The sequence below is a fragment of the Tardiphaga sp. 285_C5_N1_2 genome (assembly GCF_052076065.1).
Lineage (GTDB): Bacteria > Pseudomonadota > Alphaproteobacteria > Rhizobiales > Xanthobacteraceae > Tardiphaga > Tardiphaga robiniae.
In genome coordinates this window covers 6,064,155-6,086,116 of record NZ_CP197241.1, presented here as the reverse complement: position 1 = coordinate 6,086,116, position 21,962 = coordinate 6,064,155, and the positions used below count along the sequence as shown (strand labels likewise).

21 protein-coding genes and 1 pseudogene are annotated in these 21,962 nt (G+C 61.4%); 8 read left to right on the top strand and 14 right to left on the bottom strand.

Features of this window, described 5'->3' with window-relative positions; genetic code table 11:
• Window positions 1-32: 32 nt before the first annotated feature.
• From AB7951_RS28860 to AB7951_RS28825, 8 genes are all read right to left on the bottom strand, one after another.
• Window positions 33-833 carry a DUF2189 domain-containing protein gene (locus AB7951_RS28860; protein WP_089263377.1) on the bottom strand — a complete coding sequence of 267 codons (801 nt, stop codon included), beginning with the start codon at window positions 831-833 and terminating at the stop codon, window positions 33-35.
• A gap of 16 nt (window positions 834-849) precedes the next feature.
• Window positions 850-1,050 (bottom strand): hypothetical protein, encoded by a 201-nt coding sequence (locus AB7951_RS28855; protein ID WP_120287579.1) that lies wholly within the window; start codon window positions 1,048-1,050, stop codon window positions 850-852.
• Between the two features lie 11 nt (window positions 1,051-1,061).
• Complete coding sequence (gene ccoP, locus AB7951_RS28850) at window positions 1,062-1,943, bottom strand: cytochrome-c oxidase, cbb3-type subunit III (RefSeq protein WP_120287580.1); 882 nt, start codon at window positions 1,941-1,943, stop codon at window positions 1,062-1,064.
• On the bottom strand, window positions 1,934-2,119 hold the full coding sequence (locus AB7951_RS28845; RefSeq protein ID WP_374725588.1) for a cbb3-type cytochrome oxidase subunit 3: 186 nt from the start codon (window positions 2,117-2,119) through the stop codon (window positions 1,934-1,936). The genes ccoP and AB7951_RS28845 overlap by 10 nt, the downstream gene beginning before the upstream one ends.
• Before the next feature lie 2 nt (window positions 2,120-2,121).
• Window positions 2,122-2,862, bottom strand: a complete 741-nt coding sequence (gene ccoO / locus AB7951_RS28840) for a cytochrome-c oxidase, cbb3-type subunit II (protein ID WP_199711982.1) — start codon at window positions 2,860-2,862, stop codon at window positions 2,122-2,124.
• Window positions 2,863-2,864: 2 nt separating this feature from the next.
• Window positions 2,865-4,523 carry a cytochrome-c oxidase, cbb3-type subunit I gene (gene ccoN, locus AB7951_RS28835; RefSeq protein WP_120287582.1) on the bottom strand — a complete coding sequence of 553 codons (1,659 nt, stop codon included), beginning with the start codon at window positions 4,521-4,523 and terminating at the stop codon, window positions 2,865-2,867.
• Between the two features lie 241 nt (window positions 4,524-4,764).
• A complete protein-coding gene (locus AB7951_RS28830; protein ID WP_068729987.1) occupies window positions 4,765-5,139 on the bottom strand; it encodes a nuclear transport factor 2 family protein in 375 nt (124 codons plus the stop codon).
• A gap of 92 nt (window positions 5,140-5,231) precedes the next feature.
• Window positions 5,232-6,191, bottom strand: coding sequence for a tripartite tricarboxylate transporter substrate-binding protein (locus AB7951_RS28825; RefSeq protein WP_120287583.1), 960 nt, complete (start codon window positions 6,189-6,191; stop codon window positions 5,232-5,234).
• A gap of 158 nt (window positions 6,192-6,349) precedes the next feature.
• Here AB7951_RS28825 and AB7951_RS28820 point away from each other — a divergent pair, with 158 nt between their 5' ends.
• Window positions 6,350-6,823 carry a DUF2867 domain-containing protein gene (locus AB7951_RS28820; RefSeq protein WP_120287584.1) on the top strand — a complete coding sequence of 158 codons (474 nt, stop codon included), beginning with the start codon at window positions 6,350-6,352 and terminating at the stop codon, window positions 6,821-6,823.
• Between the two features lie 7 nt (window positions 6,824-6,830).
• Window positions 6,831-7,373 (top strand): hypothetical protein, encoded by a 543-nt coding sequence (locus AB7951_RS28815; RefSeq protein ID WP_147421589.1) that lies wholly within the window; start codon window positions 6,831-6,833, stop codon window positions 7,371-7,373.
• Here AB7951_RS28815 and AB7951_RS28810 read toward each other — a convergent pair.
• A complete protein-coding gene (locus AB7951_RS28810) occupies window positions 7,357-8,496 on the bottom strand; it encodes an FUSC family protein (RefSeq protein WP_120287586.1) in 1,140 nt (379 codons plus the stop codon). The two genes, AB7951_RS28815 and AB7951_RS28810, sit on opposite strands and share 17 nt — an antisense overlap.
• Before the next feature lie 129 nt (window positions 8,497-8,625).
• Between AB7951_RS28810 and AB7951_RS28805 the strand changes: the two genes are divergently transcribed.
• Window positions 8,626-9,990: an MmgE/PrpD family protein gene (locus tag AB7951_RS28805; protein ID WP_120287587.1), complete on the top strand. Its 1,365-nt coding sequence runs from the start codon at window positions 8,626-8,628 to the stop codon at window positions 9,988-9,990.
• A 6-nt stretch (window positions 9,991-9,996) separates the two neighbouring features.
• On the opposite strand, the gene AB7951_RS28800 is transcribed toward AB7951_RS28805, so the two are convergent.
• Window positions 9,997-10,284 carry a DUF1330 domain-containing protein gene (locus AB7951_RS28800; RefSeq protein ID WP_244628685.1) on the bottom strand — a complete coding sequence of 96 codons (288 nt, stop codon included), beginning with the start codon at window positions 10,282-10,284 and terminating at the stop codon, window positions 9,997-9,999.
• 96 nt (window positions 10,285-10,380) lie between these two features.
• A pseudogene (locus AB7951_RS28795) lies at window positions 10,381-10,506 on the bottom strand (DUF1127 domain-containing protein); the annotation flags it as partial.
• A 222-nt stretch (window positions 10,507-10,728) separates the two neighbouring features.
• Between AB7951_RS28795 and AB7951_RS28790 the strand changes: the two are divergent.
• The 5 genes from AB7951_RS28790 to AB7951_RS28770 all read left to right on the top strand — a co-directional run bounded on the left by AB7951_RS28790 (window position 10,729) and on the right by AB7951_RS28770 (window position 16,690).
• Window positions 10,729-11,649: a LysR family transcriptional regulator gene (locus tag AB7951_RS28790; RefSeq protein ID WP_120288073.1), complete on the top strand. Its 921-nt coding sequence runs from the start codon at window positions 10,729-10,731 to the stop codon at window positions 11,647-11,649.
• 65 nt (window positions 11,650-11,714) lie between these two features.
• Window positions 11,715-12,317 carry a 3-keto-disaccharide hydrolase gene (locus AB7951_RS28785; protein WP_089263360.1) on the top strand — a complete coding sequence of 201 codons (603 nt, stop codon included), beginning with the start codon at window positions 11,715-11,717 and terminating at the stop codon, window positions 12,315-12,317.
• 103 nt (window positions 12,318-12,420) lie between these two features.
• Entirely contained in the window at window positions 12,421-13,338 is a 918-nt protein-coding gene (locus AB7951_RS28780) for a pirin family protein (protein ID WP_120287589.1), read from the top strand.
• Between the two features lie 66 nt (window positions 13,339-13,404).
• On the top strand, window positions 13,405-14,322 hold the full coding sequence (locus AB7951_RS28775; RefSeq protein ID WP_120287590.1) for a phosphoribosylaminoimidazolesuccinocarboxamide synthase: 918 nt from the start codon (window positions 13,405-13,407) through the stop codon (window positions 14,320-14,322).
• Between the two features lie 175 nt (window positions 14,323-14,497).
• On the top strand, window positions 14,498-16,690 hold the full coding sequence (locus AB7951_RS28770; protein WP_120287591.1) for a SulP family inorganic anion transporter: 2,193 nt from the start codon (window positions 14,498-14,500) through the stop codon (window positions 16,688-16,690).
• Window positions 16,691-16,732: 42 nt separating this feature from the next.
• Here AB7951_RS28770 and AB7951_RS28765 read toward each other — a convergent pair whose 3' ends face one another.
• The 3 genes from AB7951_RS28765 to AB7951_RS28755 all read right to left on the bottom strand — a co-directional run bounded on the left by AB7951_RS28765 (window position 16,733) and on the right by AB7951_RS28755 (window position 21,916).
• The gene (locus AB7951_RS28765) at window positions 16,733-19,900 is read right to left on the bottom strand and encodes an efflux RND transporter permease subunit (protein WP_120287592.1); all 3,168 of its coding nucleotides are present in this window, start codon (window positions 19,898-19,900) and stop codon (window positions 16,733-16,735) included.
• A gap of 8 nt (window positions 19,901-19,908) precedes the next feature.
• A complete protein-coding gene (locus AB7951_RS28760; protein ID WP_199712005.1) occupies window positions 19,909-21,099 on the bottom strand; it encodes an efflux RND transporter periplasmic adaptor subunit in 1,191 nt (396 codons plus the stop codon).
• Window positions 21,100-21,571: 472 nt separating this feature from the next.
• Complete coding sequence (locus AB7951_RS28755; RefSeq protein ID WP_158596730.1) at window positions 21,572-21,916, bottom strand: hypothetical protein; 345 nt, start codon at window positions 21,914-21,916, stop codon at window positions 21,572-21,574.
• Window positions 21,917-21,962: the final 46 nt, after the last annotated feature.

Here is a 21,962-nt window from a genome sequence, read left to right as displayed (position 1 = left end):
GAAAACCGGTTCCCGCTTTTCCGGATCATGCTTTAGCCAGTCACCTCGACACCAGGCTTCATCGCCACATAGGCGTGCCATGTCCCGTGGCCGAGCACGGGAAACACGACGATCATACCGAGCAGGCCGGTCATGACATTGATCAAGAACAAAGCCAGCGCGATTCCCGCCCAGGTCAGCATGACCGGCAGATTGGCCCAGACCATCCCCATGCTGGTGCCCATGGCGGTGAGCGCATCGACGCGCTCGTTGAGCAGCATGGGAATGGCGAACACGCTGATCGCGAAGGAGAATGCCGCAAAGATGCCGCCGACCGCGGTGCCGGCGATCAGCATCGCCCACCCGATGGGTGTGGTGAACAGCATGGAAGCGACGCCATCGAGGCCGGGAAACGGGTTCATGCCGAAAAACAGCGCGTAGATGATCACCGCGGCGCGGATCCAGACCAGCATCAGCGAGCACAACAGGAGGCCCGCGAACAGCAGCTGCCCGCCCGACTTTGGCCGGACAAGGATCATCTGCAGCAGCGACACCCGCTCATGGGCGGCGATCCGGCGACTCTTCTCATAGAGTCCTATGGCGAGCACCGGCCCGACCACCATGAAGCCGGCAAAGGCCGGAAACAGGATGTAGTCCCAGCCGAAGGCGAACAACCCGCCGACCAGGACGACCGAGACCGCAAAAACCAGCACGCCATAGCTGAGGCTCACCGACGGGATAATTGTCAGGTCGCGCCAGCCGGCTTTGAGCCAGTCAAAGGCGACGGATGGCGCGACATGGCGATTCCACGACACCGAGGGTGGTAGCGGAGGAGCAACGGCTGGAAGAGTCATCTTCGACCTCGCAATCTCAATGACGCGGTGTGCATGACGAGGACGCCGCACTGAATTTGCCGGCTTCCGCGACACTGGCATCGCGCTTGACGTGATCGATACAGTCGGGCTGCGACGAGAACGCCACATAGACCATGTGCGCATTGGCCATCAGCACCAACAGCAGACCGGCAGCAATCGCCATCCAGACCCAGACCTTCGCGTTGACGTGCTTCATCGCTGCTACATTCACGGCCCGGCAGCCCTGAGGTTGACGAGATAGAGCGCGAGGATTTTGCGATCGAGCGCCGACAGCCGGGAATCCCAGCTCGGCATGTGACCTTGCCGGCCACCCCAGACAGTCGTGAAGACCGATTGGGCGTCACCGCTATAGATCCAGAAATTGTCACGCAGGTTCGGCGCACCGAGTTCGATATTGCCGGTCGCGTTCTCGCCGTGGCAGGCGACGCAATTGTCGGTGAACACCGCCTTGCCGCTGGCGAGCTTCGCGGGCGCGATCGCCTTGGCCACCGCGGGATTCGACAGGCTGCGGACATAGTCGACGACATCGTCGATCTGCTCGCGCTTCAACATCCCGTCACGGCCGAAGGCCGGCATCTGCGAGGTCCGCGAGTCCTTGTGCGGCGAATTGATGCCAACGCGGATCGTCTCGGCGATCGCATCGGGCGTGCCGCCCCACAGGAAGGCCTGCGACACCAGCGTTGGAAAGCCGTTGCCGCCCTCGGCGGTGCGGCCATGACAGGCCGCGCAATTATCGCCGAACAACGTCGCGCCGGTCTGCTTCACGATCTTCATCAATTTCGGATCGGCCTGGATAGCTTCGAAGCTTTCGGCCTCGATCAGCTTGCTCCACCTGGCGCGGTCCGAGGCCGCGTCCTTGATCTGTTCGGCCACGATGTTGCGCTGGTCGATCCCGAGCAGGCCCTTGGTATAGGTTACGCCCAGCGGCCAGGCCGGCATCAGGATCCAGTACACAACCGAATACAGAAACGTGGCCCACAGAAAGAAGATCACCGCACGCGGCACCGGCGTGTTCAATTCCTTGATGCCGTTCCACTCGTGGCCGGTGGTGAGATAGCCGGAGACGGGATCGCGTTCCTCTACTGCCATCGCTTCGCCTCGTATGGCTTGTCCTCAACGGAAGGATCGAGGATCGACTGCGCCGCAGAGTCGAACGACTTTTTGTTCTTCGGCCAATAGGCATAGACCACTACGCCAACAGACATGGCGATCAGATAGAACAGCCCGAAGGACTTCGCGAACCAGACAGTGGCCTCGTGCTCCATCGTCACTCTCCCGCCGCAGCCGTTTTGGCCTTGTGGGTCGCATCAGTCAGCTTGCCCAAGATCTGCAAGTAAGCGACCAGCGCATCCATCTCGGTGGGCTCGCCGGACTGGCCATCGAAGGCGCGCACATTGGTCGCCTCGCCATAGCGTTTGGTGACGCCTTCCGCGAAAGGCGTATCCGGCGTTGTCTGGCCATAGGCATCGTTCGACGCGTTGGCGATCATCTCATCCGTATAGGGCACGCCGACCTTGCGCAGCGCGGCCAGATGCAGGCCGAGATCGTCGATCCGCACCTTCGCCCGCGTGAGATAGGCATAAGGCGGCATCACCGATTCCGGCACCACGTCGCGCGGATTGATCAAATGCCTGACGTGCCATTCGTCGGAATATTTGCCGCCGAGACGCGCTATATCCGGTCCGGTGCGCTTAGAGCCCCACAGCATCGGATGATCGTATTTGGATTCGACCGCGAGCGAATATGGCCCGTAACGCTCGACCTCATCACGCAATGTGCGGATCATCTGCGAATGACAGGCGTAGCAGCCCTCGCGGATGTAGATGTTGCGGCCGGCGATTTCGAGCGGCGTATAGACGCGCATATCTGGTGCATCTTCCACCGTCTGATGGATCGTGAACAGCGGCACGATCTCGATGAGGCCGCCGATGCTAGCGGCAATGATGATGCCGATGGCAAGACTCATCGTCTTGCGTTCGAGCTTGTAATGCAGGCCGAACAAACCCATCGTCATTCTCCCGGCTGCAGCGCAGGCACGCCAGCGGGCTGTGCCGCCGGACGATCTGCGGCACGTTCATCGGCCGGCTGACCAGCAGTGCGGATAGTCATGACGATGTTGTAGAGACCGATCACCGCACCAGCGAAGAAGAAGAACCCGCCGACCGCGCGCGCAACGTAATAGGGCTTCATCGCGATCACTGTCTCGATAAAGGAATAAGACAACGTGCCGCTGCTATTATAGGTGCGCCACATCAAGCCCTGGATGATACCTGAATTCCACATCGCGAAGACGTATGTGAAGAGGCCGGCGACAGCGAGCCAGAAGTGCCATTCGACAAGCGCGGGCGAATACATCCGCTCGCGCTTCCACAGCCACGGCACCGACGCATAGATCGAGCCGAAGGTGATCATGGCCACCCAGCCGAGCGCGCCGGCATGGACATGACCCACGGTCCAGTCGGTGTAATGCGACAGCGAGTTCACCGAGCGGATCGCCATGAACGATCCCTCGAATGTGGTGAGGCCGTAGAACACCGCAGCCACCATCATGAAACGCAGCGTCGCATCGTCGCGCACCTTGTACCAGGCGCCGTTCAGCGTCAGCAGGGCATTGCCGGCGGAGCCCCAAGACGGAATCAGCAACATCAGTGAGAAAGTCATGCCGAGCGTCTGCACCCATTGCGGCAGCGCCGTGTAATGCAGGTGATGGGATCCCACCCACATATACATGAATGTGATGCCCCAGAACGAGATGATCGACATCCGGTAGGAATAGATCGGCCGCCCCGCCCGCACCGGCAGATAGTAATACATCATGCCGAGGAAGCCGGAGGTGAGAAAGAAGGCGACGGCGTTGTGGCCGTACCACCATTGGGTCATCGCATCCTGCACGCCGGAAAAGGCCGAATAGCTCTTGGCGTGACCGAACGAGACCGGCATCGCCAGATTATTGACGGTATGCAGGATCGCCACCACCAGGATGAAGGCCATGTAGTACCAGTTGGCGACGTAGATATGCGGCTCCTTCCGCCGCGCCAGCGTCCGCATATAGATGACGAAATAGACGATCCAGACGATTTCCAGCAGAAGGTCGGCATACCATTCCGGCTCGGCATACTCCTTCGACTGGGTGACACCCATCAGATAGCCGGTGGCGGCGAGCAGGCAGAACAGATTGTAACCGAGCAACACGAACCACGGGCTGATCTGATCCGGCAATCGCGCGCGCGAGGTGCGCTGGAGCACATAGAGCGAGGTGCCAATCAGTCCATTGCCGCCGAAGCCGAAGATCACTGCACTGGTATGCGCGGGGCGGATGCGGCCGAAGCTCGACCAGCCAGCATCGAACGTCAGATTGGGAAACACCAGCTGCCACGCAACCCAGTCGCCGATGAACATGCCGATGACGGCCCAGATCATCGCCAGAATGATCGCCAGTTTGGTAGGGTCATCGTAATACAGCGCGAGCCGGGCCTCGTCGGGCTCCGGCTCGTAATAGACATAAATGACACCGAAGATGCCAGCGATCCCCGCCAGCATGACGATCGCGCCATGGATGCCGAGCGGGTCCTGACTGCCGGCGATCGCCATCGCCAGACCGCAAATCGTCAGAGACAGCAGAATGATCAGCGCGAGCTGCCGCTCCGATTTGGTCAATTGCGCGATCATCCGGTCATCCCCTGCTCGTCTCGCGGCGGCTCGTCAGGCAGGACGCGCAGCGCCCGATCGGCACAGAGCATCCTCACACCATCAAGAGTAGCTCACTCCGCCGCCACAGCGATTGACTTAGGTCAAGCCCGCGAACGGATTCCGACCGGGATCAATCGCAATTTTTGATACTTACAACCAATGTCGCGCAACCGAACCTGGCGCGTCTCTTCTACAGGCGCAGACAGGATGCCAGCGCCTGTTAGTCCTTCACGTCGTAGCGATAGGATTTCGAGACGATCTGCCAGCCATCGGCCAGCTTCATCGCTATCAGGTAATCGGTGAAGTAACGCGGCGGCAGCTGGCAGCGCACCTTGATGAAGGCTGTCTTGTCGTCGGAGCGATCAATGGTGACAATGAGGTCATCGCGGGTCTTGCCATCGACCTTGCCCGAGGTCCGCGTACGAACCATGGCCATCCAGTCCGGCATGGTCAGCACTTTCAGCTCGCCATTCTCGACCCAGCGTAGGTCCGCGGTCGGATGAAAGATCGCGCCAAGCTTGTCGGCATCAGCCTCGTAGAGGCCGTCGAAATAATGCTGGATCACCGCTTCAACGGTCGAACGATCATAAGCCAACTTAGTCCCCCACCCACAATCAGACTGGAACCCTTATAACACAGAAGCGATGACGGCCATACGATACCGTTACATGGGTGGCCGGCCTTAGATCACTTGCTGTCGCCCAGCATCTTTCGAAAACGTTCGATCTCCTGCGGCACGAAATGCGCAAGATAGGCCGGCGCCATTTCGGCATCTGCGGCGGGCATCGAGCCGAGATCATCGAGGCGTTTCTGATAATCGGGATTGGCAACGGCAGCGCGCATCGCGGCATTGAGCTTCGCGATGATCGGCGCAGGCGTGCCCTTCGGCGCGAACAGCGCATACCAGCCAGATATTTCAAATTGCGGCAACCCGGCCTCGCTGGCGGTCGGAACGTCAGGCAGATGCGGCAAGCGCGTTCTGGATGCCAGCGCAATCGCGCGAATGAGACCGCTCTGGATGGCCGACGTCACCGACGCCGAGGAATCGCAGATGCCATCGATCTGCCCACCTATCAGATCATTCAGGGCCGGACCGCCGCCGCGATAGCCGACCAGCGTGACATCGATGCCCGCAGCCTGAACGAAAGCCTTGCAGAATAGATAGTTCTGCGAGCCCACGCCGGAGTGGCCGATATTGAGACGGCCGGGATTCTGTTTCGCATGCGCGATGAATTGCGCGAGATTGTCGGCCGGAAAATTGCGCCGGATGGCAACCATAGCTGAACTCTTGTTGAACATGCCGATGCCTGCAAAATCCGACGGCGCGAATTTCACATCGGGCGTGAACAGGTAGACCGCAGTATTGGTGCCGCTATTGCCCTGCACGATGGTGTAGCCGTCAGGCGGGGCCTGCGCGACGCGAGCCAGCGCCACGGCCCCGCCCGCACCGCCGATATTTTCGATCACGATGGGCTGACCGAGATGCCGGCTCATCTGCTCGGCAATCAGCCGTGCATTGACATCGGAACTGCCGCCGGCAGCGAATGGCACAACGAGCGTGATGGGACGGGTGGGATAATCCTGCGCGGATGCGCACAGCGGCGCGATCAGCACCAGACAGAGCGGAGCAAGCCTGAACCAAGCCATCCCAAATCCTCCCTGACCAGGTCTTGTCTAAGTAGATCTTTGCCTGATTTTTCCGTGATCTTAGGGAGTATCCGGCACCGGATGCAAAGACATGTTATGCTGCAGAGCGGCGTAACTGACGGCGTGCGGCGCCGTTCCTTGACGTCTACGGAGGTCCTATGACCATCTACATGGTTCACCCAACGATCGACACCAAGAGCCTGCTGACCGGCGCACAATTCGCCGACGCCTTCAGTATCACGACCGAAACGACGGACCTGACCGCCCGCGACGCCGCCACCCGCATGCTCAGCCACTCTCCGCCCTGGGTGGACGCCCTGATGCGGCTGCGGGATCTGATCGTTGCGCCCTTCGGGCTGAAGACGGCGCACTCTGCGCGTCACGCCAATGTCGACAAGGTCGGCTTTTTCCCTGTGCTCAGCGAGACGCCGCAGCGTCTGATCGCGGGATTCAATGACAATCATCTCGATTTTCGCGTCGTGGTCGATGTCGCAGCGGACGGTACCGGCCAGCGCGTTACGGCAACGACTGTCGTGCTGATGCATAACTGGCTCGGACGCATCTACCTGTCGGTCATCAAGCCATTTCACCGGATGGTGGTCCGTTCCATGTTGCGGCAGGTCACGCGCTGAATTTGCGGTGGCGGCCGTGGGGAACCTGGGTCATCGCAGCCCGTTAGCCCATATGCCATTTACAGAGATTGATCCGCAGAACGAGGAGCTGAAAGTCACGCTGGCGCACGCGTTTGACGCCGCTTGGCAGCCCTTTGTGGCGCATGAAGGCGAGTCCGCGGACACGCCCGAGAACCGCCGCCGCCTTGCCGCGCGGATTGTCGCCGTGGCGCGGTCAGGACAGATCGATGAAAAGGCGCTCAGCGAGGCCGGATTGATTTACCTCCGCGTACTCGCCGAGGCGGCGCGGCTTTCGGCCCGCATTCGTGACGTCGCATCTCCCGATCTGGCACCTCAGGCTGACGACCAACGAAACCAGTCGTTCGGCCCGGAGACGGTCGCTGCGATGTCCACAGCGCTGGATCGCTGCCTCGATGAATTGCCGCTGCGGATTTCATCGGACGCCCTGCAGTTGCTCTCGAGCAGTATTCTCGATGAAGCATCGCGCGGGGAGCGCGACCCGGAAAAGCTGCAGCTCCACGCCTTGGCATTGCTCAAATCGCGTCAGTAGGCTCCTTGCTCACCGGATCCGTCTCGGCCCATTCGGCGACGCAACGTTCGAGATCCTTCAAATTCTGCCGCATCTGTTCCAGCGAAAAGCCGATCGCGAAGAAGCGCTCGGCTACATCGCCGGGTAATCCGCGCGTTTGCCCCTCTTGCCGAAGCGCACCGACCTCTCCCGCATAAGCCTGTAGTGCGATCTGCACCGGCCAGATCGCCGGCGCGCCGGTGCCGCTGCGCAGTGCTACGGCAGTCGAATGCAGAAACGTCGTCATCGCATCGCTGACCCGCGACAGGGGACCAACCAGCCTGACCTGCAACGCGGATGGCAACGGCACCACTGTGGATCGCCCGATCATGACCAGATCGTGCCGCAACCGCAGCGTTGTGCGCAGCAGCGGGCCAGTGTCAGGGCCGCGGGACAAATGCGCGGCACGCTCCCGTTCGGCTTCGGCTCCGATCGCATTCAGATTGGTGAGCGCATGGCCGATGCCATCCTGCAACCGGTGCAGTGCTTCATTGTCGCGGCCGCGCGTCAGAGAGGCGAGCAGTTCGGTGAGCGCCGTTGCGATCAGATCGAGCGCCTCTGCCGAACTGGCCCGGACTTGGCTATGCGCCCGCGACGGCAGCACCAGGAACGACACCAGAAGACCTGTGACGGCACCGACCGTGACTTCGAGCACACGATCGATGGCGGATTCCAGCGGCGTGTTGTGGTTCATCATCGGCAGCAGCAGCACGATGATGGCCGTCACGGTCGCGACATTGAGGCTCGGATTGATCGCCGCGATGAAGGCCAGTGGCGCCACGGAGAGCACAAGCACCGCGAGCAGCGCACCTTCATTGGAATGCGGGATCAGGATCGCAACCGCGCCGCCATAGATGGCGCCGCCGATCGTGCCGACCAGATAATCACGTGTTGCCTTCAGCGACCGCCCGACACTCATCTGGGTGACAATGATCGCCGTTAGCACAGCCCACAGCGGCAGTTTCAGCCCGACGGTCAGGGTTATGATCAGCGCAGCAAGCGCCGCTGTGGTCACCCGGACGCCGAGGCCGAGTTCGACCTTTCGCGCCCGGAAGAAGGCAACCACCCGTTTCAGGAAGCCGAGAATTCGCTTCGATGCGGACATGTCAGAATTGATCCCTGAAACGGATTTTGACGAACCAGTTTCAGCATGGCTGATCCACGCGTCGCCATGGCCGCTTGAAACGCCGATTTGGTCCGCCTAAGGCTATTTCAACAAGAGTGAGGAAACACAATGGCCAATGAGACCGCAACGCTTGCCGCTTATGTCGCGGACCTGAAATTCGACGACATTCCGCAGGACGTGCTGGAACGCGCCAAGGTCCTCACCCTCGATTATCTCGGCAGCACCATCCGTGCCCGCAGCGAGGCCGAATCCACCCCCTCACTGCTGAAGATGCTGGAAGCCCTGTCGCTGGACGGCAAGGGCGAATCCACCGTGTTCGGCGACAGCAAGACCTGGACGCCAGCCGTGGCCGCGCTGCTCAACGGCGCGCTCGGCCATTCGCTTGATTTCGACGATACCCATGCCGATTCCTCGCTGCATCCCAGCGCTCCCGTGGTACCCGCCGCCTTCGCCGTCGGCGAAATGGTCGGCGCCTCCGGCAAGCAGGTGCTGACGGCTATCGTTGCCGGCTATGAAGTCTGCTGCCGGCTCGGCAATGCGCTCGATCCGACCTCGCATTACGCCAAGGGATTTCATCCGACCGCGACTGCCGGCACCTATGGCGCGGCGGCGGCGGCCGGCAAACTGTTCGGGCTCTCGAAGGATCAGCTGATTTCGGCCTTCGGCGTGTCGGGTAGCCAGGCGGCAGGCTCGCTGCAATTCCTTGTCAACGGCGCCTGGAACAAGCGCTACCAGGTCGGCGCCGCCGCCATGAACGGCGTGATCGCCGCGACTCTGGCGCGCAACGAATTCATCGGCGCGACGGAATCCGTCGAAGGCAAGCATGGCCTCCTGGTTGGCTATAGCGATAACGCGCATCCGGAGAAGGCCGTGGCCGATCTCGGCTCGGTCTATGAGACCATGAAGATCGGCATCAAGCCCTATCCGAGCTGCCGCTATACGCATGCGGCCATCGACGCATTGGTGGCGATGCGGCGCGAGCACAATCTGACGCCCGAGCAGGTCAAGCGCGTCGAGATCGGATTGCATCGCAACGGCATCACGCTGACCGGCGACGCCGCCACCAAACGTCACCCGACCTCCATCGTTGGCGGCCAGTTCTCGATGTTCTTCACCGGCGCGCTCGCGCTCGATCAGGGCAGCTTCGGCTGGGACGACTACAAGCGCCTCGGCGACAGCGCGATCAACACGCTGGCCGACCGCTTCGACGTGGTTCAGGACGAACGCCTCGAAGGCAAGCGCCATCCGTTCGGCGCCCGCGTCAGCATCACCACCGAGGATGGCGTGCATGAGCGCATCTATGCCGATCCATCGGGCGAGCCGACATCGTTTCCCGATGCCGCCGCCATGCAGCAGAAGTTCCTGCAGCTCGCGCGCCCCGTGCTGAATAATCGCGCCGAGAAATTTGCGGATGCGATCCTCTCGCTCGAGACTTTCGACCGCGTGGCAACGGCGACGGCGATGGGACGCTAACGGACATCAGGCGCCGTCGATGATGATGAAATCGGCCTCGGCGTATTTTTGCCGGATGGATCTGGCGGTTTCGTATTCCGGGCTACGGTAGCAGGCGGTTGCGGTCGTGCGGTCGGCGAATTCTACCACCACATTGCGATCCCGGGCGACGCCTTCCATGGTTTCGAAGGCGCCACCGCGCACGATGAACCGTGCACCGAACTTGTCGAACGCCGGCTTGGCCGCGGCGAGATAGTCCGGATAGCGGCTCTCGTCGCGCACTGAGACGCGGACAATCCAGTAGGCTTTTGACATCATGGCTCTCCAGTTTTGATGTGATCGTTGTGGCGCGTCCTGCGTCGCATCGTCATTGCCGTGGCGGATCACGGCATCAATGCCGGCGCGGGTCACGCCGATATCGCGCAATTCGTAATCGCTCATGGAGCGTAGTTGGTCACGTGCCTGTTGCCGCTCGCGCAGGCATCGCCAGCCGTGACGCAGGGCTGCGACGACGGCGATCGCAACCGAACGCAACATCCGGCCACGCTCGACGTGGATACCCCGGATGATGGATCGCTTCAGCGCGGTCCATTGCAGCGGCGTCAGGTAGCGCGGATCGTGCGCGTGCGGTTCGGGTTCATTGTCGATCATGTCCGCCCCTTTCCGCTTATGAGTGACGTTGGCCATGACGGGTTTACCCGGCGCTTTTCATCCTATAAAATGAATAATCAAGATCATTTCGATCTCATGGAGAGATGCATGGATCTGTCCGAGCTGCGCATCTTCCGCGCCGTTGTGCGCGAAGGCGGTGTGACGCGCGCCGCGGAGCGGTTGCACCGCGTGCAGTCCAACGTGACGACGCGGGTGCGTCAGCTCGAAGACGATCTCGGCACAGCGCTGTTCGTGCGCGAGGGCAAGCGGTTGCATCTGACGCCCGCAGGTCAAACGCTGCTCGGCTATACCGACCGGCTGCTGGCGCTCGCCGACGAGGCCCGCGACGCGGTGCAGGACCCGCGGCCGCGGGGCGTCTTCCGCCTCGGCGCCATGGAGAGCACTGCAGCGGTGCGGTTGCCCGGACCGCTGAACGAATTTCACCGCCGCTATCCCGACGTGCAGCTCGAAATGCGCATCGGCAATCCGGAGACGCTCGCGAAGGACATCCTCGCCGGCGATCTCGATGTCGCCTTCGTGGCGGAGCCGATCGCCGCGGCGCCGTTCGACCGCATGCATGCGTTCGACGAGGAGCCGGTGATCGTGTCGTCGCCACGCCATCCGCCGATCGGCCGCAAGGACAGCGCGCCGCGCTCGGTACTGGTGTTCGAGAACGGCTGCCCGCATCGCAAGCGACTGGAAGACTGGTATGCGAAACGCGGCGAGATGCCCGAGCGCACCATCGAACTCGGCTCCTATCACGCCATGCTCGGCTGCGTAGTCGCGGGTATGGGCATCGCGCTGCTGCCGGAAAGCGTGCTGTCGACATTCCCGGAGGGCAAGCGGCTCACCGTGCATCGCCTGCCGCGCGGCGAGAATCACGCCGAGACGGTGCTGATCTGGCGCAAGGGCGCGGCTTCGCCGAACGTCCAGGCAATGCAACAGGTGCTGCTGGACGAACGAACGACCCGCGGCCCTGCAGCTAAGCGCAAGGCATCAAGCGTTAACGCACCGCACAATGTGAAGTAGATTTACAACCGCATTCTCCCGTGGCTAACGTCACGCCAATAAAAAACAAACAGGAGGAGACCTTTATGTTGCGCGTTACAGCGATTGCAGCCGGATTCGTTATCGGCGTTGCGGCTCTTACGACCATCCAGCCTGCCATGAGCCAGTCTGACGGCTGGGTCACGCTGGTCGACAGCACCAAGATGGGCGACTGGGACAAGGTCGGCGACGCCAATTGGGAGATGAAGGACGGCGCGCTCGCCGCCGACAAGCTGCTCTCCGGCAAGGATCTCGCTTATCTCGTCAGCAAGACGCCCTACAAGGATTTCCAGATCAAGGCCGAGTTCTGGACCGATGCCGAAGCCAATAGCGGCATCTTCATCCGCTGCGATAACCCGAAGGTGATCGACGGCAAGACCTGCTACGAGGTCAACATCTTCGACAAGCGGCCCGACCCGTCCTACGGCACCGGCGCCATCGTCGATGTGGCCAAGGTCAATCCGATGCCCAAGGCGGCGGACAAGTGGAACACCTATGAGATCACGGCGAAGGGCCCGAAGCTCACGGTCATCCTGAACGGCGAAAAGACCGTCGATGTCGAGGACACCAAGCACGCCGCCGGCCCGATCGCCCTGCAATACGGCTCCGGCGTGGTGAAATTCCGCAAGGTCCAGATCAAACCGCTGTAAGCACAGCCATTCCTCAGTCCGGACGGAGCGATCCATCCGGGCTGAGGCCTTTTACCCGCCCCGCCAAATGCTGCTATGATGGGCCCAACCCCACGGAGCCCTCATGAGCTGGCAACCATCAGAAGATCCGATCCTCGGCGACGCGCAGACCTGCGACGCGCTGGAGCTCGTGATCGTGCCGCGCACCCGCGATCTCGGCGACGGCTTCCTCGTCCGCCGCGCCCTCCCCCATGGCAAGCGCCAGATGGTCGGCCCGTTCATTTTCTTCGACCATTTCGGCCCGATGCAGTTCATCTCCGGCAAGGGCATGGACGTGCGGCCGCATCCGCATATCGGCCTGGCCACGGTGACCTATCTGTTCGACGGCGCGATCATGCATCGCGACAGCGAGGGCAATGTCCGCGAGATCCAGCCCGGCGCCATGAATCTGATGACTGCCGGAAAGGGCATTGCCCATTCCGAGCGCACGCCGGATGTGCAACGCCGCGACGGCCAGAAGATGCTTGGCCTGCAGAGCTGGATCGCTTTGCCCAAGGGCTCCGAGGAAATCGCACCGTCGTTCCAGCATTATGCCGCAGACAGCCTGCCGACCATCACCGACACCGGCTTCACCGCGCGCGTGATCGCCGGCAAGGCGTTTGGCAAAGCTTCGCCGGTGTCGATGGTGTCGCCATGGTTCTATGCCGAAGTGGCCGTCGAGGCCGGCACCAGTGTGCCGCTCGATCCCGACCATGAGGAACGTGCGGTCTATATCGTCGATGGCGAGATCGAGATCGCTGGCGACCGCCATGAGGCGCCGCAACTGCTGATCTTCCGGCCCGGCGATGCCATTACTATCAAGGCGACGCGCAATACCCGCATGATGTTCCTCGGCGGCGACGCGCTGGAAGGGCCGAGGCATCTGTGGTGGAATTTCGTGTCCTCCAGCAAGGAGCGCATCGAGCAGGCGAAAGAGGACTGGAAAACCGGCCGCTTCGCGCATGTGCCCAACGAACACGAATTCATCCCGCTGCCGGAATAGGCTCACTCCTTCATCACGTCGCCGCCGGCCAGACGCCGGACGACTCTGCTTTCGAAAGACCCTGACATGACCACAATGGCCACCAGCGACCTGCCCCTCCCCAAGATCGGTCGCGGCAAGGTGCGCGATATCTATTCCGTCGGCGACGACCGCGTGCTGCTGCTGACCACCGACCGCATCAGCGCCTTTGACGTGGTCATGAACGAAACCATCCCGATGAAGGGCGCGGTGCTGACCCAGATCAGCGCCTGGTGGTTCAACCAGCTTGGCGGCGTGGTCCCGCATCACATGATCTCGGCCGATGCCGACGAGATCATCGGGCAGGTGCCGGCGCTCGCAGGTCACCGGGCCGCTTTGGCCGGTCGCGCCATGCTGTGCCGCCGCACCACCGTCTTCCCGATCGAGTGCGTGATCCGCGGCTACATTTCGGGTTCGGCCTGGAAGGAATATGCCGCGTCAGGCACGCTGGCCGGTGAGAAGCTCGATGCCGGGCTGCTCGAAAGCCAGAAATTCGCCGAGCCGGTGTTCAGCCCGGCCACCAAGGCCGAGACCGGCCATGACGAGAACATTACCATCGCCCGGATGCGCGAGATTATCGGCGAGGAGGATGCCTTCACGCTCGAGAGCATGACTCGCGCCGTCTACACCCAGGGTGAAGAGATCGCCCGCGAGGCCGGCATTATCATCGGCGACACCAAGTTCGAATTCGGCAAGGAGGCCGACGGTCGCATCATCCTGATCGACGAGGTGATGACCCCGGACAGCTCCCGTTTCTGGGCCGCTGACGTCTATAGACCGGGCCAGTCGCAGCCGAGCTTCGACAAGCAGCCGCTGCGCGACTATCTCGATATCGAGCGCCGCGCCGGCCGCTGGAACGGTGAAGCCCCGCCGCCGCCGCTGCCCCCTGAGGTGATCGACGCCACCAGCAAGCGCTATTTAGAGGCTTATCGCCGCCTGACCGGCACGGAGCTGGTCATCAACTAACAAACTGACTGTCTTTCCCTCGGACTGTCATAAAAATAGTCTTGTCCGTACATCTCACCGTCGTCTACCAGAGACGGCGGCGGTTGCGCCTGTCGCGCAGCGCTCCTACAGGTTCGCGCGTGACATACTTCCGGCCCGCCCCCCTCATCGCCGTTATTGCGAAGGTTAGCCGCCCATGACTGACACCCTTGTCAGCCCGGACGTGTTGCGCGCCTGGCGCAACGACGTGTTCGGCGGCCTGATTGCCAGCGTCCTCACCATCAGCTTCGGCTTGTCCTATTCGGTGCTGATCTTCACCGGACCGCTGGCCTCGCTGCTGCCCTACGGCATCGCCGCGACCTTCATCTCTGCAAGCGTCATAGCCGCCGTGATCGCCCTTGGCAGTTCGTTCCCCTTCGCGGTCGCCGGCCCCGAGAGCTCGACCGCAGCCGTCACCGCCATCCTGGCGGCGGCTCTGGTCGAGCACATCGTTACGGCCGATGCGCCGTCTGCGTTGCTCGGCCCGGTACTTATCACCCTGTCCTCGGCCACGATCATCACCGGCATCGTGCTGTGCGGCTTCGGCGTTACCCGCATGGGACGCGCGATCCGCTATGTGCCCTATCCGGTAATCGGTGGATTTCTCGGAGCCACCGCCTGCCTGATCGTCACCGGCGCCATTCAGGTGATCACCGGCTACAAGCTGCAATGGACGAACCTGGCAAAACTCGCCAATCCGATGATTTTCTACGAGTTGCTGGCCGCGGCAGCCGTGGCACTGACCATCTATGCGACCTGGCATCGGTCCCGTAAGCCACTAGGCCTGCCGATGATTCTCATCGGGAGCGTCATAGCGGCTCATCTAGTTTTCAAGATCGCCGGTGTGTCCGTGATCGAGGCACAGGCTATGGGCTGGACCTTCGCATCGCCGCCCAAGGCCAACCTGACCTTACCCTGGGCCTTCTTCAGCGACGGCTATCCATGGCAGGCGCTGCCCGGACTCATCGGCAATTTCATCGCTGTGATCTTCGTGACGGCCGTGAGTACCCTGTTCAATACGACGGGCCTCGAAGTCGCCGCACATCGGGAAGCCGATATCGAACGCGAGCTCAATGCGACCGGGGCGGCCAATATCCTGGCCGGGGTACTGGGAGGCTATGCCGGCTGCATCTCGATCAGCCGTTCGCTCCTGAATCGCAACAGCGGTGCCACGGGGCGGCTTTCGGGCCTCACCGTCGCCGCGGCAGCCGCGCTGATGCTCGTCGTCGACCCCGCGCTGCTGGCCTATATGCCGCGCTTCGTGCTCGGCGGCCTGCTGCTGTATCTCGGCCTCGAGCAGCTCCATCGCTGGATCGTCGACTCCCGCAAGCGGCTGTCGCTGCTCGACTACCTGTCCCTGCTGGCAATCATCATCATTATTCTCACATGGGGGTTCGTGGCCGGCGTGCTGATCGGCATCGTGATCGGCTGCGCCACCTTTGCGCTCAGCGTATCGCGGGTATCCTCGATCAAATACGGTTTCGATGGCTCCGAATATCGCAGTTCGCTCGATCGATCACTTGAGGATCAGCGTACGCTGGCGGCGCATGGCCGCGAAATCCAAGGCCTTAACCTGCAGAGCTATTTGTTCTTCGGCTCGGCCAACCGGCTCTATCTGCATGTCAAGGCGCTGCTGCGCCGTCATCCCGAGTGCCGCTATCTCGTCTTCGACTTCAAGCTGGTGACGGGCATCGATTCGTCGGCCGCCCACAGCTTCGCCCAGATCAAGCGCATCGCCGAAGGCCACGGCACCACGCTGGTGCTCGCCAATCTTCATCCCTCAGCCAATCGCAATTTGCGCGCCAGCCTGTTCATCGATGACGCCGTCAAGGTCATGGGCGAACTCGATCACGCGCTGGAGTGGTGCGAGAACGAGGTGATCGCGCGGCATCGTGGACTCGCGGAAGAAGAAGCCAACTTGCGCGACTGGTTCACCAAGATCCTGCGCACCGCCGACGATTCCGAAGAACTGATGCGACGCTGCCAGCGCGTCGAGGTCGTTGCCGGCGAGATCATCGTTCAGGCTGGCGACGCTGCCGATTCCATGCACTTCATTCTGGACGGCCGACTCGGCATCATGGTGCCGGCGGGCGATGGCAAGCTGACGCGGGTGCGCAGCCTCGGGCGTTACACGACAGTGGGCGAAATGGGCCTTGTCGCCTATGCACCGCGCAGCGCCACCATCCAGGCAGAGATCGCCAGCGTGCTGTATCTGCTGCGCGCCGACGCCTTCGAGGACATCAAGCAGAACCATCCGGCATTGAGCCAGAAGCTGCTGACTTATTTCGTGTCGGTCATGGCGGAACGGCTGGCTTTTGCGAGCCGGATGATTGCGGTGTTGCGAAGGTAAGAATAGTCCACGCGGCGCATCTGAAACGGATGTCACGATCGTCTACGAGTTGGGACCGCCGGCACCGACGGTCGAATTGGCAGGTTTCGTTGCCTTGCGACTGGCGCGCCAGTTCTCCCACCTTTGGACGACGACAAAAAAGGTCGGAACGAACAGGACGGCAAGGCAGGTCGAGGCGAGCATGCCCGAGAATACGGTGATGCCGATCGACTTGCGGGCGTTGGCGCCGGCGCCGGTCGCGAGCACCAGCGGCAGCACGCCGAGAATGAAGGCGAAGGACGTCATCAGAATCGGCCTGAATCGCGCACGTGCAGCTGCGACCGCCGACTCCAGTAGTGGCTTGCGATCATGCACGTGCAGTTCGATCGCCACCTCAACGATCAGGATCGCGTTCTTCGCTGACAGCGCGATCAAAAGGATAATGCCGATCTGGGTGTAGAGATTGTTCTCGATCCGCAGCGCGGTGAGCACCGCCATCGGGCCAAGCAGTGACAGCGGCACGGCCAGGATCACCGAAATCGGCGCGTACCAGCTTTCATACTGTCCGGCGAGCACCAGATAGACGAGCAGCAGCGCAAGACCGAATACATAATAGAGCTGATTGCCGACAATCTTTTCCTGATACGACATCGCCGTCCACTCGAATCCCGTTCCCGGAGGCAAAGTCTTCGCTGCGATCTGCTCCATCAATGCCATCGACTGCCCGGAGCTGTAGCCCTGTGCTGGCAGGCCGATCACCGTCGCCGTCGGATAGAGATTGTAGAGACTGATCAGCGATGGCCCCACGGCAGGCGTAATCTTCGCCACGGTGCCAAGCGGGACCATGTTGCCCTGCTGGTTGCGGACCATCAGGTTCTCGATGTCCCGGGCAGTCAGCCGGAATTTGGCATCTGCTTGTGTGTAGACCTGAAAGGTCCGGCCAAACTTGTTGAACTGGTTGACGAAGGACGAGCCCAGATAGGACGACAGGGTTGAGAACACCTGATCCGTCGTGACATGCAGGGTCTGGGTCTTGATACGGTCGATCTCGATATCGAATTGCGGCACCATTGAGCGGAACGGCGAACTGACGCGCTGCAAAGCACTCTGCGTCTCTGCATTAGCTACAATCGCCCCGGTGATCGCCTGCAGCTTGCTGTAATCGGCATTGCCATCGCGCAGTTCGATCTGCATGGCGAAGCCCGCCGCGTTGCCGATGCCCTGAATGGGCGGCGGCGGGATCACCAGAATGCGCGCCTCTGGAATCACCGACAGGCTCTCGTTCAATCCAACGAACAACGAACGAAGATCCTGTCCCGGTCCGCGCTCGCTCCATTCTTTCAGGATCAGATAGGCGACACCGGCATTGGCCAGGCTGGAGCTGCTGTCGAGCGCGGAGATGCCGGCGATGGTAACCACCTGTTCCACCGCTGGCGTCTTCGCGGCCAATTCACTGACCCGATCGAGTACACGCTGAGTCCGATCCAGCGCGGCACCATCGGGCAGCTGGACTGCGACCAGCAGATAGCCTTGATCCTCGATCGGGATGAAGCCGGTGGGAATCCGGGATAGGCCGTAACCGCCAATACTGATCAGGATCAATGCCAGGACAACCGAGAGATTGCTGTGCGCGACCATGCGACCGATCAGAGCGGCATAGCCCCGTTCGAGCCGGTCGTAGACCCTGTTGAACCCACGATAGAAAAAATTGCGCTTCTCCGGCGGCACCGGGCGGCGCAGCCACAATGCGCATTGTGTCGGCTTCAGCGTGGCCGCATTGACGGCGCTGAGCAGCGCCGTGGCCGCGATAACCAGTGCAAATTGCGCATACATGCGCCCCGTCAGCCCGGGCAGGAATGCCGCCGGCAAGAACACAGAGATCAGCACCAGCGTGATGCCGATGATCGGGGCGAACAGCTTGTCCATCGCGCTGATCGCCGCGTCGTGGCCGGACATGCCCTGCTCGATATTGTACGCCGCGCCTTCGACAACCACGATGGCATCGTCGACGACAATGCCGATCGCCAGCACAATGGCAAACAGGGTCGACAGATTGATGGTGAAACCGAGCGCCGCCATCGCCGCGAAGGCGCCGATGATCGTCACCGGCACAGTGGTCGCCGGCACCAGCATCGCGCGCCAGTCCTGCAGGAAGATCAGGATGACCACCAGCACTAGCAAACCTGCTTCGAGGAGCGTCTTGTAGACCTCGTTGATCGATGCCTGGACGAATTTCGTAGTGTCGAACGGCGTGTCGTATTTGATGTCGTCGGGAAATTGCGTGGCCAGCGCCGCCATCTTCTTCTCGACAGCCTTCTCCACCTCGAGCGCATTGGCGCCCGGCGACTGGAATACGCCGATGCCGACGGCTGGCTTCTGGTTGAGCGAAAAGATCTGGCTGTAGGTCTGCGCACCCAATTCGACGCGTCCGACGTCACGGACCCGCGTGACATCGCCATTGTCGCCGGTCTTGACGATGATGTCCTCGAATTCACCGGGATCATCCAGCCGCCCGTTGATGTTCAGCGTGTACTGGAAGGCCTGTCCCGCGGGCGTCGGCGGCATGCCGATTTGCCCCGCAGAAACCTGCTGGCTCTGCTGCTGGATGGACTGGATGATATCCTGCGGCATCAGCCCGCGCACTTGCAGCTTGCTCGGATCCAGCCATATCCGCATCGAATATTGGCCGGCGCCGAACACCGTCACATTGCCGACCCCCGACAGACGCGACAACTCGTCCCGGATGTTGATCGTGGCGTAATTGCTCAGAAACAGGCTGTCATAGGTCGCCTTCGGCGACGTCAGTGTCACGAACAACAGGATCGCCGTCGATTTCTTCTGAACTGTCACGCCCTGATTCTGCACGGCGGTCGGCAGCGACGACAGCGCGCTCGATACGCGGTTCTGCACCAGCACCTGCGCAAAATTCAAATCGGTGCCGATCTTGAACGTGACCGTGAGTGAATAGGTGCCATCCGCTGCGCTGTAGGACTGCATATAGAGCATATCCTCGACGCCATTCACCTGCTGCTCGATCGGCAGCGCCACCGTGTCGACGATGGTCTTGGCGCTGGCGCCGGGATAGCGCGTCGTCACCTGGACGGTCGGCGGCACCACGTCCGGATATTGTGCGACTGCGAGGCCATAGAGCGAGACGCCGCCGATCAGGATCATCAGCAACGCGATGACATTGGACAGGACCGGCCGCTCGATGAAGAACTTCGAAATCATGGCCTGTCCTATTTGGTCGGGGTCGGCGCTTCGATCTTTCTCAGTTGCGGATCGACCTTCTGCCCCGGAATGGCACGCAGCAGGCCTGCAATGACGATGCGATCATCCGGCTTCAGACCGCTTTCAATTACGCGAAGCTCACCTTCCAGCGGGCCGGTGACGACCTTGCGCTGCTCGATGACATTGTCGCCATTCACGACCAGCACATAACGCCCGGCCTGATCGCTGCCGAGCGATACATCCGGCACCAGCAGGGCGTTGTCCTGCTGGTCGATAGGCACGCGCACGCGAACATAAAAACCCGGCAACAGGATGCGATCCGGATTTGGCAGAACACCTCGCACCGGCAGCGTACCCGTCGACTGGTTGATGGTCGGCGAGATGTAGTCGATCTGGCCCTTGTGCGGAAAACCAGTCTCGGTCTGCAGTCCGATCTCGATCGGCAGCTGCCTGAGATCGTTCACCGTCAGCCCGCGTCGCCGGGCTTCATCCCGGATGCGCAGAACGTCCTGTTCGTTGACGTTGAAATTCACATAAATCGGATCGAGCTGCACGATCGTCGCAAGCTGGGTCGGCGACGCGACACCAACCAGTTCGCCAACCGACACCAGATGTGCGCTGACGATGCCGTCAAACGGCGCAATGACATTCGTATAGCCGTAATTGACGGCCGCGATCTTGGTGTTGACTTGCGCCTGCTGCAGATTGGCTTGTGAATTCTCTCGTGTCGCCGTCGACTGCTCGAGCGTTGACTGCGCAACAACCTGGCGGGATACGAGGTCCGACTGGCGTTTGAAATCCGCTTCCGCCTGCTTTGCAGACGCCTGCGCACCGGCTTCCGCAGCCTGCGCCTGTTCCAGCTTCAACTGGTATGTCTCAGGCTCGATCGTGAACAGCGTGGTGCCTTGCTTGACGAAGGAGCCGTCCTGATAGTTGATCGACTGTAGAACGCCCTGAACGCGCGCCACGAGATCGACATTCTTGATCGGTGCTGTATTGCCTGTCGCTTCGAGAAAGCGCGTGATGCCGCGCTGCACAGGAACCGCCACCTCAACTTTCGGCGGCGGTGGCGGCACGAAAGTGTTTTGCTCGCAGGCACTTAAAAAGATGCTCGTCAGCACAACGCCGGCAGCGCGTATAGCGGGGACATGCTGCAGCTGCTCAATGCGATCTTTCGGTCCAGATGAACAGGCGCGCATAAATCGCATTGTCCTGCCTCAATCAAAAGACTCTCAAAAAAACCTTGGCCAAAAACGACAGCCGCCCGCATCAATAGCAACAATCCACTTGTAGTGAAACCGAAACCGTAAAATGATGTCGGACCGAAGTTGTTTTGCGAATGCCTTTCAGAACTCACGCTTCTTGAAGATTTTACGCAGTTGCCCTGACTAACCGGGCGGTAGCAACGAGGATTTCAGCGATGAATTTCATGTTCGGCTTGGCCGCGCGATATCGCGTATCGATGGCTACTATCATTCTAATCGCAATCGCGAGCCCCACCTTTGCGCAAGCGCCGAGCCAGGCGCAGCGTGACGCGATCAAGACGCAGTGTCGCTCGGATTACATCGCGCATTGCTCAAGCGTTCCTCCTGGTGGAGAAGCCTCGCTGCAATGCCTGCAAAAGAACATGGCTAGTCTTTCTGCGGGATGTGCGGGCGCGGTGCGCGCAGTTCAGGCGCCAACTGCGGCACCGAAGGCCACCGCACCAACGCCTGCTGCAGCGCCCAAGACAGAAGCAACACCACCGGCTACCAAGCCCGCCGCTGCCGCACCAAAGGCGGCAGCGAAAAGCACAGCCCCGCCACCTGCTGCGGCAGCCACAACCGCAGCGCCTGCCGCCGCCGCTGCTCCTGCAGCTATCGTGTTGCGGCCGATGCGGCCACGCGAAGAATTGCTTGTGATGAGATCAGCATGCGGCGGCGACATCAGATCGCTCTGCGGCGGCGTAGCGCCGGGTGGCGGCCGCATCGTGCAGTGCCTGGCCAGCAACAGCGCATCGCTTTCGCCGGCTTGCACCAGCGTCCTTGCGCCATTCGCTCAACGATGATTGAGGCTACGCGAC